Here is a 15,256-nt window from a genome sequence, read left to right as displayed (position 1 = left end):
GTTATATTCTCATTTCTCATTTTTCATTTTCCGTTTTCCATTGGTTTAACGTTTACTCGCGTCGAACAAGCTTTTCTTTTCCTCTGTAGTAAGGCTTTCGTATCCCGATTTCTTTAATTTGTCGAGAATGCGGTCTATCTCGTCGGATTGGGCTTTTTTCCGTGCGTTGTAATCATAATCTTTTTGTTTGCCAGTACCGTAATGTACTTTCATTTTCGGTTTTCGGGGTTTGAAGCTGACGATGGAAACTAAGGCATCCAGACATTTGTTTATCCATGAGGTCAGGTCGCTACCTTTGCTGAGGCTGGCGGCAAACCATAACCCTGCCAGCGCACCTCCTAAATGTGCGATGTGTCCGCCGGCATTGCTGGAGGTGATGAACAGCAAATCGGTGCCTATAACGATGAGTGCCAGGTATTTCAGCCGGATGGTTCCGAACAGCAGCAGCCTTATCGGATAGTTGGGCTCGCGATAGGCGGTGGCGGCTACAATGGCAAGTACAGAGGCAGAGGCGCCCAGCATGAAAGAATAGTCTGTCATGGGACGGAAATACGGAAAAATGTTATAGGCGGCCATATAGAGCAGACCGCCGCAAATTCCTCCCAGAATGTATACACCCCGCAGATGCTTTGCAGAGAAGAAACTCAGGAACAGTGCACCGAACCAGTAAAGCCACAGCATATTGAAAAGAATGTGCATGAATCCTGCATGCATGAACATATATGTCAGTAGTGACCATGGTTGCAGGATGAAGCGTAGGACTGATGCCGGCAGTTCCAACCATTCGAATACGCCTGCTATGCTCCGGTTGAACAACTGGAACATGACTTCGGTTAGCGTAGTAAGTATGAATACCGCAACATTGATGTAAATCAGTTGGATATAAATGTTCCCCCTACGGAAGGTCTCTTTCAAATCAGTTATAATAGTAGCCATTTCCTCTGTTCTTTTTTCTCCAGTACATAATCAGGATAAAGCCGAATACCATACCACCCAAATGTGCGAAGTGAGCCACATTGTCTCCTGCACTGTTTGCAAATCCGGCATAAAGCTCAATCAGGGCATATCCGATGACAAAATATTTGGCCTTGATGGGAACCGGCAGCGGGAAGATGAACATTTGCTGGTTGGGGAACAACATGCCGAATGCCAGCAGAATGGCGTATACTGCGCCCGAAGCTCCCACGGTAGTCATCATATTGAGATATTCCTTCATCGGGATGATGGCCATGCCGGTATTCACGCTGTCGTAGGCGGAAAGTACTGTCTCATAATGAATATACTGTACCACCTCCTGGATAATTCCGGCTCCTATGCCGCACACCAGATAGTAGAACAGAAATCGTTTTGGCCCCCATACCTGCTCTAAAATACGTCCGAACATCCATACGGCAAACATGTTGAAAAACAGGTGCGCGAATCCGGCGTGCATGAACATATATGTTATCAATTGTGCTGCATTGAAATCTTCGGCAAGGAAAAAATGCAATCCCAGATATTGGGCGAGGTCGATGCCGTAGCTTTGGGCGACAATGGTGCCCAAAAACATCAGCACATTAATGATTAAAAGGTTCTTGGTTACAGTAGGTATAGTATTCATAATCTGTTGTTTCAATTCATTTTACAGTTCAAAAACAGTTGTCTGTTTTTGCATTCTCCGGCAAAAATACGAATAAATTCTGTTCTATAACAGAAAAAGCAGATTCTATTCCTTCTTTTTCGCTGTTTTCCAATATTTTTTTAATGTTTTTATTTGATATTCAGAAATATTGCTCTATTTTTGTGGAGGTTTGTGATGAAAAGTAAAAATATCTTTTGTGTAACATATTAATTAATTTTTAAGCATTATGAATAAGGCGGAACTTATTAGCGCTATGGCAGCGGAGTCTGGTTTGTCAAAGACTGATTCAAAGAAAGCATTGGATGCATTTATCGCGTCAGTCACTAAGGCAATGAAGGCCGGTGATAAAGTATCATTGGTTGGTTTTGGAACTTTCAGTGTGGTGGAAAGAGGAGCGCGTATGGGTATCAACCCCTCTACTAAAAAGCCTATCGAGATTGCTGCAAAGAAAGTTGTTAAATTCAAACCAGGTGCGGAATTGACAGCTGAATAAGAACAGTATACTCAACATACAAAGAGGGGACGTTTTACAAGGAGCGTCCCCTCTTTGTATGTTGAATATCTTGTGAGTCAATAAAAACAAGCCTGCTTGTTTTGTACTGATTTCGGTTTACGCTATCTTTGCACGCAGGAAAATACATTTGAATCATGAATATAGAACAGAAACTGGTATCGTCCGTCATCGGCGGACTGAAAGCGCTTTACGGACAGGATGTTCCTGCCACACAAGTGCAGTTGCAGAAAACCAAGAAAGAATTTGAGGGACACCTCACGCTGGTTGTATTCCCTTTCCTCCGTATGTCCAAGAAAGGACCGGAGCAGACGGCCCAGGAAATCGGTGAATACTTGCAGGCAAACGAGCCTTCGGTTGCAGCATTTAATGTCATCAAGGGCTTCCTGAACCTGACCATTGCCTCCTCTGCGTGGATAGAATTGTTGAATGGCATTCATGCGGACAAGCAGTACGGTATCGTGGCTGCTACTGACAACTCTCCATTGGTGATGATTGAGTATTCTTCTCCCAACACCAACAAACCGCTTCATTTGGGACATGTACGCAATAATCTTTTGGGAAATGCGCTGGCTAATATAGTGGCTGCCAACGGTAATAAGGTAGTAAAGACAAATATTGTCAATGACCGTGGAATTCATATCTGTAAGTCCATGTTGGCATGGCTGAAGTACGGAAATGGTGAAACTCCCGAATCATCCGGCAAGAAGGGAGATCACTTGATTGGCGATTACTATGTTTCCTTCGACAAGCATTATAAAGCGGAAGTGAAGGAGCTGATGGCCAAGTTCCAAAGCGAAGGCATGAATGAGGAAGAAGCCAAAGCCAAGGCGGAAGCTGAATCTCCTTTGATGAAGGAGGCTCGTGAAATGCTGGTAAAGTGGGAGGCCAATGACCCGGAAGTACGTGCGCTCTGGAAGAAAATGAACGACTGGGTGTATGCAGGTTTTGACGAGACTTACCGTATGATGGGTGTAACTTTTGATAAGATATATTACGAATCAAACACGTACCTCGAAGGTAAGGAGAAGGTAATGGAGGGCCTGGAGAAAGGCTTCTTCTACCGGAAAGAAGACGGCTCTGTATGGGCGGACCTCACGGGGGAGGGGTTGGACCACAAGCTGCTGTTGCGTGCGGACGGTACATCCGTCTACATGACGCAGGATATAGGTACTGCCAAACTCCGCTTTGCAGATTATCCCATCGACAAGATGATTTATGTGGTAGGCAACGAACAGAATTACCATTTCCAGGTATTGTCCATCCTGCTCGACAAACTGGGCTTCGAATGGGGTAAAGGGTTGGTGCACTTCTCTTACGGTATGGTGGAACTTCCCGAGGGCAAGATGAAGAGCCGCGAAGGTACAGTAGTTGATGCTGACGACTTGATGGCGGAGATGATTGATACAGCCAAGGAAACCAGCAATGAACTGGGTAAGCTGGATGGTCTGACAAAGGAAGAGGCAGACAATATCGCCCGTATCGTTGGTCTGGGTGCCTTAAAGTACTTCATCCTGAAAGTGGATGCCCGCAAGAACATGACATTCAATCCAAAAGAGTCCATCGACTTTAATGGTAATACGGGACCGTTCATCCAATATACTTATGCACGTATCCAGTCTGTTCTCCGCAAGGCAAAAGAGGCCGGTATCGAAATCCCTGCCCAGTTACCTGCCGGCATTGAACTGAGTGAGAAGGAAGAGGGACTGATACAGATGGTTGCCGACTTTGCCGCTATTGTGAAGCAGGCAGGTGAGGATTACAGTCCGTCCATCATTGCAAACTATACGTATGACCTTGTGAAGGAATATAACCAGTTCTACCATGACTTCAGCATTCTGCGTGAGGAGAACGAAGCAGTGAAGGTATTCCGCCTTGCATTGTCCGAGAATGTAGCCAAGGTGGTACGCTTAGGTATGGGATTGCTGGGAATTGAGGTGCCGGATAGGATGTAAACATTGTACTATAAAAGAATAAGCCCGAGGATACTTCTTCGGGCTTATTTTTTTATAGTGCAATATTTATTCTTGTGGTAGAAATAATAGAAGTTTAAATTATCGTCTCCTTTCTCCCATTTTATACGTGTAGACTAAGTCCTATTTTGTCTTGCTTGTTTTGGCAGTTGCCTTGGCGGTTGTTTTAGTCGTTTTCGTTGCTTTCACCGCCTTTGCAGTCCGCTTAGACTTGCCCGTATCCTTGTCGCTTTGCAGTTTCACAATTTCCAGACAAGCTTGAAGGTTCAGGTCTTGAGGGATGATGTCTTTAGGAATCTTGTAGTTGCTGCCTTTATAAGCGATGTAAGGGCCATAGCGTCCATTCAGGATTTCCAGTTCCGGTTCTTCCTCAAACTTCTTGATATGTTTTTGGGCTTCTGCTTCTTGTTTCTTTTGCAAAAGTTCAATAGCTTCTTCCAGCGTAACAGTCATCGGGTCCATTGTCTTGGGTAACGAGGCATACAAGCCGTTGTTCTGGATATAAGGTCCGAAACGTCCCGCACCTACGACTACATTCTTACCTTCGTACTCTCCGAGGGTACGGGGAAGTTTGAACAGCTCCAGCGCTTCTTCCAGCGTAATGGTCTCGATGGACATTTCTTTTTTTACCTGGGCGAAACGGGGCTTTTCCTCATCTTCGGCAGTACCTATCTGTGCTACTGGGCCGAAACGTCCGATTTTTACAGACACTTGCTTTCCGCTGACGGGGTCTGTTCCCAGAATCCGTTCGCCTGCCTTGTGGGCGGTTTTCGCGGCAAGTGTGTTTTCTACTGAAGGATGGAATTTTTTATAGAATGTTTTCAGAATGGCAGTCCATTGCTTGTCACCTTCGGCTATTTCGTCGAATTGCTTTTCGACGCTCGCTGTGAAGTTGTAGTCAAGGATGTCCGGGAAGTACTCTATCAGGAAGTCATTGACCACAATACCGGTGTCTGTCGGCATCAGTTTTGACTTTTCGGCTCCGGTGATTTCTGTATGGTTGTTGTCCGTTATTTCATTACCCTGCAGGTTAAGCACATTGTAGGTGCGTTCTTCACCAGCTTTTTCTCCTTTTATCACGTATTCGCGTTGCTGGATGGTGGAAATGGTAGGAGCATAGGTAGACGGACGTCCGATACCCAGTTCCTCCAATTTGCGCACAAGGCTTGCTTCCGTGTAGCGGGGAGGGTGTTGGGTGAAACGTTCGGTAGCGGTGATACCTTCATGTTCGAGCTTCTGTCCTTTTTTCAGAGGGGGCAGTAGGCGTGCCTCATCTTCCTGGGTTTCTACGTCATCATCGTATGATTCGCGGTAGACACGGAGGAAACCGTCGAATTTCACCACTTCGCCGGTTGCAGTGAAAGTCTCCGTCTCGTTGCTGATAGCAATGGTTACGGTTGTCTTTTCCACTTCGGCATCTGCCATCTGCGAGGCGATGGTACGTTTCCAGATGAGGTCGTACAGCTTTCTTTCCTGTGGGGTACCTTCTATCTTGGCATTCTCCATATAGGTGGGGCGGATAGCTTCGTGGGCCTCTTGCGCTCCTTTGGTCTTGGTGGCGAAGTGGCGGTTGTGTACGTAACGTTCGCCCATCAGGTTGGAGATGGTTTCACGGCTGGCGTTGACGGCAAGTTCGGAAAGGTTGACGGAGTCGGTACGCATGTAGGTTATCAATCCGGATTCGTACAGACGTTGCGCCACCATCATGGTCTGTGCCACGGTGAAGCCCAGTTTGCGGGCAGCCTCCTGCTGCAAGGTAGAGGTGGTGAACGGGGCTGCGGGAGTTTTCTTCAGCGGACGGGTAGTGATGTCGCTGATGGTAAACGTGGCTGCTTTACAGCTCTCCAGCAATTTCCGGGCTTCTGCCTTTGTCTTAAGCCGGTGCGCCAGTTCGGCTTTCATTTCCACTGTTTTGCCGTCAGTGTCCGGAACGAGGAATACGGCGGTAACACGGTAGGATGCTTCGGTCTGGAATGCATGTATCTCGCGTTCGCGCTCTACAATGAGACGGACGGCTACGGACTGTACACGGCCTGCAGAAAGGGCAGGTTTCACTTTCTTCCACAATACCGGTGAAAGTTCAAAACCTACGATACGGTCCAGGATACGTCGGGCTTGCTGGGCATCGACCAGGTTGATGTCAATGTCACGGGGATTTTCTATCGCTTTCAGGATGGCACCTTTGGTGATTTCATGGAAGACGATGCGTCTGGTGTGTTCCGGCTTCAGTTTCAGCACTTCGTACAAGTGCCATGCGATGGCTTCCCCTTCGCGGTCCTCATCGGAAGCCAGCCATACGGTTTCTGCCTGCTCGGCTTCTTCTTTCAGCTGGGTTACGATTTTCTTTTTATCCGCCGGTATCTCGTAATGCGGTTTGAAGTCTTTGTCTACGTCAATACTGAATTCTTTTTTCTTCAAATCACGTATATGGCCGTAGCTGGAAAGGACTTTGAAATCTTTTCCAAGGAATTTCTCGATGGTTTTTGCTTTCGCCGGAGACTCGACTATGACAAGGTTTTTCTGCATAAATTTCTGTTTTTTAGTGACTCCCGCCACTGAATTCGCCCGCAAAAGTAGGAAAAAAAGATTCTTCCCACCTTATAATATAAGGAGAATTTAGCAAAAATGACCTTTTTTGTTCAATTTAGAGCTCCGGCTTGTGCTGCCCCTATTAAAAGAGGAAGCTTACTCCGCCTAAGAAACTAAGACCTTCTGAAGGGTATCCCCAGTAGTACTGGTAATCTTTGTTCAGCAAGTTGTTCACGCGCGCATACACGGAGATACCTTTGAAGAGTTCGTAGCTGCCGTTCAGATAGAGATTGCTGACGGGGTCCGCCTTGTTGCCCTCCACGCCCTGGCGTGAGATGTGCTGATAGCCGATGCCGACAAGCAGTGGGGAGATGGGGCGTACCTTGAGATTGAGATTGCCTTCTACGGCCGGTTTGAAGCTTACTACGACATCAGAACCGTCTGAGTCCGTTGTCCAATGGCGATAGACGGCATTGGCGGCGAGATAGAAAACATCCTTGTAGTTGTAGCTCAGGTCGGCTCCGGCGTAGAGGTTCTTGGTATCTTCTGTGAGGTAAACATTGCTTATCCCGTCGGACTTGACAGTCGGAGTGTCAATCAGGTCGTTTTTCAAATCTTGATATCCGCCGTATAGGTTGAACCACAATCCGCTGACCGGGCTTGCCTTGAAGCCGATGGCTGCGTTGAGCTGTTCGTAGGTATTGTCAAGCTGCTGGTTTGTAATGCCATAAGGCGTAATGGTTTCCAGACGGCGGAAATCGTTCTGTAGCCGTCCTCCCTTACCTTGTGCGTAGAGGATGTAGCTGTCCGAGAAGATGTATTGTATTTCTACGTCGGGAGCGGCGCGGAACTTCTTGCCGAAACCGAAAGCCAGGTCGACGTGTGCGCCGAGACGTATTTTCCAGTCGTCATTCTGAAAGAGATAGTATGGATTGAAGTCTACGTCGGTGTGATTCTCGAAACGTCCGTCGCTGTAGAATGTGTTGTCCATGGCAAAAGCCATGCCGATGGTCTGCTCATCGGAGATGGAACCGGTGACATCGGCTTTGGTGCGCACGATATTTTCTTTGATATTGCTCACCATGAGGTCGTGTTGGCGCTGGTAGACCAACAAATTGGTTTCGGCACGGAATTGGAGAGGCATATCGTCGCTCGTGGAACTTACCCCGAAATGTACATCACCCGAAACGAATTTCTGCTTGTTGCTGACGAAGTCGGGCAGGAAGTTGAAATTGCTTTGGTTGAACTTTCCGGCAATATTCAAATCGACTTTGCTGAAGGCATGTACATAATCCATGGCAGCATGGGTACGGTAGTAGAATGAATTCCACTTCCCGCCATTATCCGGCAAGTCCAGTTTGCCATCCATGCCATCCATTGTGAATGTCAGGTTGAGGCGGTCTTTGGGGGATAAAGAGAAGAGGTAGTTGGCGCGTACATCGAGGTTACCGTAGTTACCGTATCCCAAGCGTACATATCCGGGCAGCGCTTTCGCCTGCGTCTCTTTTCCGGTATAGGCTTGCATGATACCTGCCGGGATATGGGTTGCCGGCATCAGGGTGGCGTCATATTCCACCGCCTTTTTGCTGACGGTAGGAGGTTCCACCTTGGGAAGCACGTTCACTTTGGAGGCATCCATGATGTCCGGATTATATTCTTGTTCCACGACTACCGTACGGTTCATGGTGGTGTCTTGGGGTTGTGTCTGGGCTTGTGCTCCCAAAGAGAGGGAGACAAGCATAGTTCCTGCGAGGATATATTGTATCTTTTTCATAATGTGCTATATTTCTTACTTCAATTTCTCCAGTCTTTCGTTAATCATGCTTGCTATATCGTCATCGGCCTGGTAGTTCTGCTGCAGGCTCAATAGGTATTGGCGTGCATCGAGCTTCTTGTCCATGGCTACATATACATCAGACAGAAGGATGAAACTGCGTGCCAGCCAGTAGGCATGCGGTGTGCTTTGGTCGATGAAATTAAGGATTTCCTTTTCTGCAGAGGCATAATTACCGGCGTTGTACCATTGTAATGCCACCAGATATTTGGCTTCGGCTCCATAAAGGGTACGGGTGTCTTTGGCCAGCAGCTGAAGGTCATCCATTGCCTTCTTGTCGGCTTTCTGGTTGAGGTATGCCTTGGCACGGTAGTACAACGCCTCGTTCCGGAGCTCCGGAGACAGCTTGGCTTCGGCAAGCAAGGCTGTGGCGGCGTTGATGACTTCCGCATCATCATGCATCAGTGCTCCACAGCGCAGTACACCGATAGCGCCAAGCTGGCGGCGCTCTGCCGTGGTGGCTTTGGCCTGCAATTTCTTGTAGTCGGCCAATGCCAGGGCATATTGCTGGCGGTTGAACAGAATTTCTCCATGCATCAGCAAAGCCTCTTCAGAATATGGGTTATCGGGGTATTCCAGCAGTTTTCCGGCATGTTCCAATACCGCCTCTTCATCTTTCTGCTCTTTGCCTATGACGCAGAGGTAGTAGTGTGCATTCAGGCTGAAAGCGCCTCCCGGATAACTTTGCAGATAGCGGGTGAAGCTCTCTTTGGCAGGTGCGGCTTCGCCTTTCATATATACTTTTTCGGCAGCGATGTAAGTCAGCGAGTCTTGCTCACTGGGTTCGAAGCGGATTTCTCCCGGCATTTGGGCGGCAAGGGCGGCAAACTCATCCACGCGGTTGGCATCTACGTAGATGGACTTCAAGTCGCGCATGGCAAGGCGGGCTTCCTCGCTTCCGGGATATTGGGTGACTACATGTTTGTAGGCTTCTATGGCACGGTCATAGTCATCGTTCTGGTAGTAAAGCAGACCGATTTCGGCGGCGGCTTTACGGCTGACAGGACTCTCGGGATACTTGCCGAGCAATTCGCGGAAGGCGGCGATAGCTTGGGGGCTGTTGTTGCTCTGTACGTAGGAGCGCCCTTTTTCGTAAAGGGCATTGATGGCATAAGGCGAATTGGGATATTTGACGGCAAGGCGGTCCAGTAAAGTAACCTTTCCGGAATAGTCTTTTTGCAGGCCGGCTACAAGGGCCAGCTGATAGTAAGAGTAGTCTCCGGCAGGTGTTCCCAGACTTTCTGCTTTTGTATAGTATTGCTTGGCCTCGTCGAAGCGGCGGACGTGCAGGTTGCAGTCACCGATACGGTTGTAGGCATCTGCCAATGCGGTCGGGTTTTCACCTTTCTCCAGTTGGACAAAGTTGCGGAAACGGTTCTCTGCCGTCGAATAGTCTTTCTGGTGGAAAGCGATGTAGCCCAGGTTATAGTAGGCAAGGGCGAACATCTCCGTATCCCTCTGCCGGGTGAGTGACAGATATTCGTTGAAATTGCGGGCAGCTTCTCTCATCCGGTTCAGGCGGTAATAAGACTCGCCGAGCCAGTAGAGGGCGTCTGCCTTGGTCTGGAGGTTGTATTGCCCCAACGTGACGCTTTGGTCGAAGTAACCGATGGCTTGCTCGAACTGCGTGTTGGCAAAAGACTGGGTCCCGAGTTGGAACAGAATCTTTTGTTTGGCTTCCAGAATGGCTTTGCTGGGATGGGAGATACGGTCGATGGACTTGAGTGCGGCATCATAGCTGCGTGTATTCATGTATACTTCCACCAGGTAGTTGCTGACTTTCTCGGCATAAGGAGAGTTTGGAAATTCGTTCAGGAATTTCTCGAAGACGGTCACCGATTCGCCGAAAGCGGAATAGGAGGTCTCGTGAATGCATAAGGCGTAGTTATAGGCGGCTTGTTCCTTGACTTTCATATCGGCGTTGGAGGCGGCAGCCTGCTCGAAGGCCATACGCGCTTTGGTCTTGTCTGCCAGTTGCAGATAAGCCAGTCCCATGTGCAGGTATGCGTTCTGCGAAAGGGCATCGTTTTCGGCAGTCACTCTGCCGAGGACGGAGGGGACTTGCGAATACACGCCGCATTGATAATAGGACATTCCCAGCATGTAAAGGGCATCCCTTCTATGAGCGGCAGATTCGGCATTGTGTTCTATATATTGTCCGAAGGACTTTACGGCTTCGTGATACTTCCCGAAATGGTATTCGGCTGTACCGAGGATACGGTTCAGCTCCGCCGTGTGGGTGTAGCTCAGACCGTCGGGATGGGCTGACAGTGCATTCTGCGCCACGATTTCCGCCTTGTCGTACTGCTTCTTCAACAGATAGATTTCGGCGATGTAATAGGGAACCAAGTCCTTGTATTTGGCATTGTCCTGCAAAGGCAGGAAACCGCTGAGCGCTTCGTCATACCGTCCTTGGGTATATCGGATATAAGAGATGTAGTAAGCACAGTCCGCTGTATACTTGCGGCTGGTGCTACGTAGCGTCTCGAACCAGATGGCTGCTTCCTTTACGTTGCCCGTTTTCAGGTAGCAGGTGGCAAGGCGGTAGGTCATGTCGTCTCGCTCCTCGGAACCCAGCAGGTCGAGGCGGGCGGAGTTGAACATGGCGAGGGCATCGTCATAATTGCCTTCGAAGAAGTAGGCGGAGGCAATCAGGGCGTAGATGCGGTTGGCATGGGGAGTATCGGGATATTCGTCCAGGAAGGCACGGAGCAGGTCTATGCTTTTGGGGTCTCTGAGCTCGTATGCGGCGCATACCAGCATGTATTCCGCTTCTTGCCGCTCGCCGGTATCGGGCAGAGGCTTGCCGTCTGCATTCATCTGGCGTACATAGGCTTGCAACGGGGAGATGGCGGCAGCATAGGCCTTTTGCTGGAACAGCGTTTGTCCTTCTTGGTAGAGTCGCTTGGGAGAAGTACTCTTCTCGCTTGTTTGTGCTGAGGCGAGTAAAGGTGCGCAACAGAGTGCTGTGCACAATATTCGGGAGATTTTATGTTTCATCTTCTTTTGTTAGAATAGGTATTTTACAAAAATACGGGTTTTAACCCGGAAATGTTACACTTGTTTGGCTTTTTTAGGATATATACCATAATAGGAACGAATAATCATTCGCTTTTGTTCTTCCACATGTCTTCCAGGAAGATACCCACTCCTTTGCGGATGGAGCCGAGTCCGAACTCTTTCGTACGGATATCTTTTAAGGGGAGGAAGAAGAGGTCTGCCGCGTCGTCCATCGCCTCGAAGTGCAAGGTGTCCTCCACCGTACAACGGAAAAACATATCCAGCGTGTGTACGGGGAAGCCGGAATAGATGTAGATGTTGGGCAGGGAGAAGAGATATTCGGCCTTTGCCACCTTCATGCCGGTTTCTTCTCTTACTTCGCGGGCAACGCCTTCCTCACCGGTCTCGGTCATGTCGATGAAGCCTCCGGGGAGGTCCAGCGTCCCTTTGGCAGGCTCTTTGGCGCGGCGGCACACCAGCAGCTCGTCGCGCTCGTTCAGTATCAAGGCGACGGTGGCGGAAGAGGGGTTGAAGTAGTAGACGAAACCGCAGTCGGCGCACTGCTTCGACTTCTCGTTATGAACTTCGAAATGGGCTGAACCGCATTTCGGACAATATTTGAATTGCGAAAGTGGATGTTCCATGATATTTTAGTCTTTGTCCGGGGGACAAAGATAATGGAAACCAGGTGTAGTATGAAAGGAACGGAGTGAATTTTTCGTATCTTTGGCGACTATAAAACCATATCGGATGAAAGATTTTGCTGCCATTGATTTTGAAACGGCCAACGAACAGCGTACCAGCGTTTGTAGTGTAGGAGTGGTTATCGTACGTGATGGAGAGATTGTGGACCATTATTATAACCTCATCCGTCCCGAACCGGAGTATTACACTTATTGGAATACCCGCGTGCATGGTCTGACGTTGGCAGATACCCGGGATGCTCCTATCTTTCCCGTTGTGTGGCAGGAAATAGCTCCACGCATTGAAGGCTTGCCATTGGTAGCGCACAACAAGGCCTTTGATGAAAGCTGCCTGAAAGCTGTTTTCCGTACTTACTGCATGGATTATCCGGATTATGAGTTTTATTGTACTTTGCAGGCATCACGTCGTGCTATAAAGGGATTGCCTAACTATCAGTTGCATACAGTGGCTGTTTGCTGTGGCTATCAGTTGGAACATCATCATCATGCGTTGGCTGATGCTGAGGCTTGTGCATGGATAGCGAAACAGGTCATATAAATAAACAGAGGAGACTTGTCATGAAGCCTCCTCTGTGGAATTGTTTGTTTCCTTGATAAAACTCTATCAGTTTATCCTAATGGATTTTCACCTTGGTCACCATCATTGCCGCCGCCTCCGCTTTCGTTTCCTCCGGGATTTTCTTCATTGTCCGGCACGATTTCAGAGCCGGTTACCAATCGTGTGATGCCCGATTGTTTCATCATGTTCTTCAAACGTTGTCCCGGCACGAAAATCAGTTTCTGGCGGTAAACGACATCAGCCGTTACAGACTTTGCATCCTCCTGGCTTTTGCCGTTCAATCCCGGTCGGAGGCTTCCGAAGTCTCCCAGCCGTACGGTTGCACCGATGCTGGCATAGGTGCAGAGTGCGTCAATCATACCGTCCAATACGGCTTTTACGATACCTCTTGGCACCATCCCTTGACTGGTCACCTGGTCGCATAATCTATCAAAATCAATATTTGCTACGGAATAAGAAGCAGCTACATACTTCTCGGTTTTGGTACCAATGCCTACCATTCTCTTTTTTACTACATAACGAAATGCCATAATGTTTTTTGTTTTTAATGGTTGTTACTTGCGGTTTCGTTCACTCGTCAGTTAGCGAGACCTGTTTCTTTGTGACCACGGTGCGAAGTTACAACACTTAAAAACGGCATGGTGCTTTAACGGGACTGAACGACTTTTTTTAACGTTGTATTTAGCCATTTGACGACATGGAAAGTCCTATGCTATAACCTATTGCCTATATTTAAAAAAAATGAGTGATTACATAAAATAATAATTTTGTGATTCTCCATCTGTAATCAAGTACAATCCATTGTCTGTAAACTTGATGACTTTGGGTTTGAATGTGAGTTTCTTCAATGCCTCTGCCAAATTGGATGGAATGTTTTTGTAATATACTCCGTTTTTGCAGCAAGCTATCATCCCGTAATTGGTAATATAGGCATAGTAAACCTCTTCGTATAGTTCTTCGGCTTTCAGTATGAAATTTTTGATGGTTTCATTTGAATAGCTGTAATGCTTGTCCGTGATAACTACCCATTCTCCTCTATCATTGAAGCAGGCCGAAAGAATATTGTCGTCTCTTAAATCTCCTGTACGATATTGTTCCAGTTTTTTGAGGAATGCATCCGGATAACCAAGAGTCCAATACCCTGAACCGCCTAAGATAATTACATAGTTGCCATTTTCAGTGATGTTGATGTCTGTTATTTCAGCATTGCTGCTGTTGGCTTCTTCTATACGTTTCTTAAGCTTGCTGGGAGTACTGCCGGTGTAGGCATATCCACTATTCCCATACACTCCTACTCCTGCTCCATACATAGTGATTGCTCCGGTACGGCATTTCCCCCATTTGTTGATGGCTTCTGTGATGTATGACATGTATGAGCTGGTCGGTAAATTTATATAGCGAACAGTACCGCTATAGGAAAATGGTTTTGAAACGGTTCTGGTTCTGGCTGGAAGAACCGGTTCCGCTTTTTCTTTACAGATATAAGAAGTACCGGCTATCAATTCATTTCCAATCCATTTTCCTGACTGAATGGTGTGTGCCGTAATATCAAAGTAAGCGCCGTATCCATTTCTTTCACCATCCTTCCAAGGGCCGAACCACATATTCCCATTTTCCCAGATATGAATGCCGTATCCGTGGCGTTGTCCATTATAGGTTTCTCCCCAATATTTATTCCCGTTTGTGTAGTTTGTCCGTTCAAATATTTGTCCGGGATATTCTTTGGCTTCTATTTCATAACTGTAGGGGCGGAGCAGCATATACGGTTTTCCGGTGTTTCGGTTGTATTCTACACCATTTTCAGAGCCATTTTTAACTATTATGTCATCTTCTTGAATATGGATGAATAAAGTGAATTCTGAGTTTTTAGTAAAGCCAATTTTAATATTATCTTCTTTGAATTCTACCCTGAATCCATTTATTTCATCATTTTGGGTTTGTCCTAGAGAAGCCTCTCCTTCTATTGTTTTTCCCCACTCTACCGTGCTATTGCGAACAGATTCATGCATGCTTTTCTGTTCACTTTCCGAAGGTGCAGTGTAGAATGGTTTATAGTCCGGTATCATTTTGAGGAGAGTATTCTGTCCGTTGAATCCCGCTTCTTCCAATCTTTCTATGGCAGCTTCTGCTATAGACTTCTGGAGTTCTCCAATGTCTTTGTTGAGAGCAGCCTTTTTGTACCAATATAACGCTGAATTCCCATCTTTTCTCAAGATGTTGTCTATGCCGTATTCATAAGAGATTGCAAGCGAAATCTGTCCGCTTGCATTCCCGTTTTTAGCTGCTCGTTTTGTCCATGCCATTCCGGCGGGGTAATTCTTTGTGACTCCTAACCCGTTTTTCAGTAAATAGGCTAAGCGGCTTTGTGCATAATAAGATTCCGGGCTATTATTGTGTTCGGCGGCTTTTTTATACCAGATAAAAGCCTCTTCATAGTTTTCTTTGTCTTCATATATGCGTCCAAGGTTCTTTTGTGGAAAAGCCCCATTTTTTTTGCTCTTATTGATGATAGTAAATTGGCGTTC

The 15,256-nt window shown here is 47.4% G+C and carries 11 protein-coding genes; 3 read left to right on the top strand and 8 right to left on the bottom strand.

From position 1 onward, the window contains the following. Positions 1-45: 45 nt before the first annotated feature. Both DWY55_RS09980 and DWY55_RS09975 read right to left on the bottom strand, forming a co-directional pair. Positions 46-936 (bottom strand): rhomboid family protein, encoded by an 891-nt coding sequence (locus DWY55_RS09980; protein ID WP_025831509.1) that lies wholly within the window; start codon positions 934-936, stop codon positions 46-48. Continuing rightward, positions 917-1,600 carry a rhomboid family intramembrane serine protease gene (locus DWY55_RS09975; protein WP_165852461.1) on the bottom strand — a complete coding sequence of 228 codons (684 nt, stop codon included), beginning with the start codon at positions 1,598-1,600 and terminating at the stop codon, positions 917-919. Before DWY55_RS09975 ends, DWY55_RS09980 begins: the two co-directional genes overlap by 20 nt. A 247-nt stretch (positions 1,601-1,847) precedes the next feature. Here DWY55_RS09975 and DWY55_RS09970 point away from each other — a divergent pair, with 247 nt between their 5' ends. Together DWY55_RS09970 and argS are read left to right on the top strand one after the other, a co-directional pair. Then, on the top strand, positions 1,848-2,114 hold the full coding sequence (locus DWY55_RS09970) for an HU family DNA-binding protein (protein WP_117878811.1): 267 nt from the start codon (positions 1,848-1,850) through the stop codon (positions 2,112-2,114). A 155-nt stretch (positions 2,115-2,269) separates the two neighbouring features. Beyond that, entirely contained in the window at positions 2,270-4,087 is a 1,818-nt protein-coding gene (argS, locus tag DWY55_RS09965) for an arginine--tRNA ligase (protein ID WP_117878813.1), read from the top strand. Positions 4,088-4,228: 141 nt separating this feature from the next. Here the strand turns inward: argS and topA are convergent, their stop codons facing one another. From topA to DWY55_RS09945, 4 genes are all read right to left on the bottom strand, one after another. Continuing rightward, complete coding sequence (gene topA / locus DWY55_RS09960; protein ID WP_117878815.1) at positions 4,229-6,631, bottom strand: type I DNA topoisomerase; 2,403 nt, start codon at positions 6,629-6,631, stop codon at positions 4,229-4,231. A gap of 145 nt (positions 6,632-6,776) precedes the next feature. Next, entirely contained in the window at positions 6,777-8,408 is a 1,632-nt protein-coding gene (locus DWY55_RS09955; protein ID WP_117878817.1) for a TonB-dependent receptor, read from the bottom strand. A gap of 15 nt (positions 8,409-8,423) precedes the next feature. After that, the gene (locus DWY55_RS09950; protein ID WP_117878819.1) at positions 8,424-11,468 is read right to left on the bottom strand and encodes a tetratricopeptide repeat protein; all 3,045 of its coding nucleotides are present in this window, start codon (positions 11,466-11,468) and stop codon (positions 8,424-8,426) included. Positions 11,469-11,572: 104 nt separating this feature from the next. Continuing rightward, positions 11,573-12,112: an NUDIX domain-containing protein gene (locus DWY55_RS09945; protein ID WP_117866716.1), complete on the bottom strand. Its 540-nt coding sequence runs from the start codon at positions 12,110-12,112 to the stop codon at positions 11,573-11,575. Positions 12,113-12,218: 106 nt separating this feature from the next. Between DWY55_RS09945 and DWY55_RS09940 the strand changes: the two genes are divergently transcribed. Beyond that, positions 12,219-12,710 carry a 3'-5' exonuclease gene (locus DWY55_RS09940; RefSeq protein ID WP_117878821.1) on the top strand — a complete coding sequence of 164 codons (492 nt, stop codon included), beginning with the start codon at positions 12,219-12,221 and terminating at the stop codon, positions 12,708-12,710. A gap of 71 nt (positions 12,711-12,781) precedes the next feature. Here the strand turns inward: DWY55_RS09940 and DWY55_RS09935 are convergent, their stop codons facing one another. Then, the gene (locus DWY55_RS09935; RefSeq protein WP_005830632.1) at positions 12,782-13,261 is read right to left on the bottom strand and encodes a DsbA family protein; all 480 of its coding nucleotides are present in this window, start codon (positions 13,259-13,261) and stop codon (positions 12,782-12,784) included. 219 nt (positions 13,262-13,480) lie between these two features. Further along, positions 13,481-15,187 (bottom strand): tetratricopeptide repeat protein, encoded by a 1,707-nt coding sequence (locus DWY55_RS09930; RefSeq protein WP_279387220.1) that lies wholly within the window; start codon positions 15,185-15,187, stop codon positions 13,481-13,483. Positions 15,188-15,256: the final 69 nt, after the last annotated feature.

The sequence above is a fragment of the Bacteroides sp. AF25-38AC genome (genome assembly GCF_003602995.1).
Taxonomy (GTDB): domain Bacteria; phylum Bacteroidota; class Bacteroidia; order Bacteroidales; family Bacteroidaceae; genus Bacteroides; species Bacteroides uniformis.
Note: the sequence above shows the minus strand (reverse complement) of the source record. Positions and strands in the feature narration are given on the sequence as shown.

What these genes read in the sequence shown, in the direction of transcription:
- DWY55_RS09980 (WP_025831509.1), bottom strand. Translation starts at nt 936, where the DNA reads ATGGCTACTATTATAACTGATTTGAAAGAGACCTTCCGTAGGGGGAAC.
- DWY55_RS09975 (WP_165852461.1), bottom strand. Translation starts at nt 1,600, where the DNA reads ATGAATACTATACCTACTGTAACCAAGAACCTTTTAATCATTAATGTG.
- DWY55_RS09970 (WP_117878811.1), top strand. Translation starts at nt 1,848, where the DNA reads ATGAATAAGGCGGAACTTATTAGCGCTATGGCAGCGGAGTCTGGTTTG.
- argS (WP_117878813.1), top strand. Translation starts at nt 2,270, where the DNA reads ATGAATATAGAACAGAAACTGGTATCGTCCGTCATCGGCGGACTGAAA.
- topA (WP_117878815.1), bottom strand. Translation starts at nt 6,631, where the DNA reads ATGCAGAAAAACCTTGTCATAGTCGAGTCTCCGGCGAAAGCAAAAACC.
- DWY55_RS09955 (WP_117878817.1), bottom strand. Translation starts at nt 8,408, where the DNA reads ATGAAAAAGATACAATATATCCTCGCAGGAACTATGCTTGTCTCCCTC.
- DWY55_RS09950 (WP_117878819.1), bottom strand. Translation starts at nt 11,468, where the DNA reads ATGAAACATAAAATCTCCCGAATATTGTGCACAGCACTCTGTTGCGCA.
- DWY55_RS09945 (WP_117866716.1), bottom strand. Translation starts at nt 12,112, where the DNA reads ATGGAACATCCACTTTCGCAATTCAAATATTGTCCGAAATGCGGTTCA.
- DWY55_RS09940 (WP_117878821.1), top strand. Translation starts at nt 12,219, where the DNA reads ATGAAAGATTTTGCTGCCATTGATTTTGAAACGGCCAACGAACAGCGT.
- DWY55_RS09935 (WP_005830632.1), bottom strand. Translation starts at nt 13,261, where the DNA reads ATGGCATTTCGTTATGTAGTAAAAAAGAGAATGGTAGGCATTGGTACC.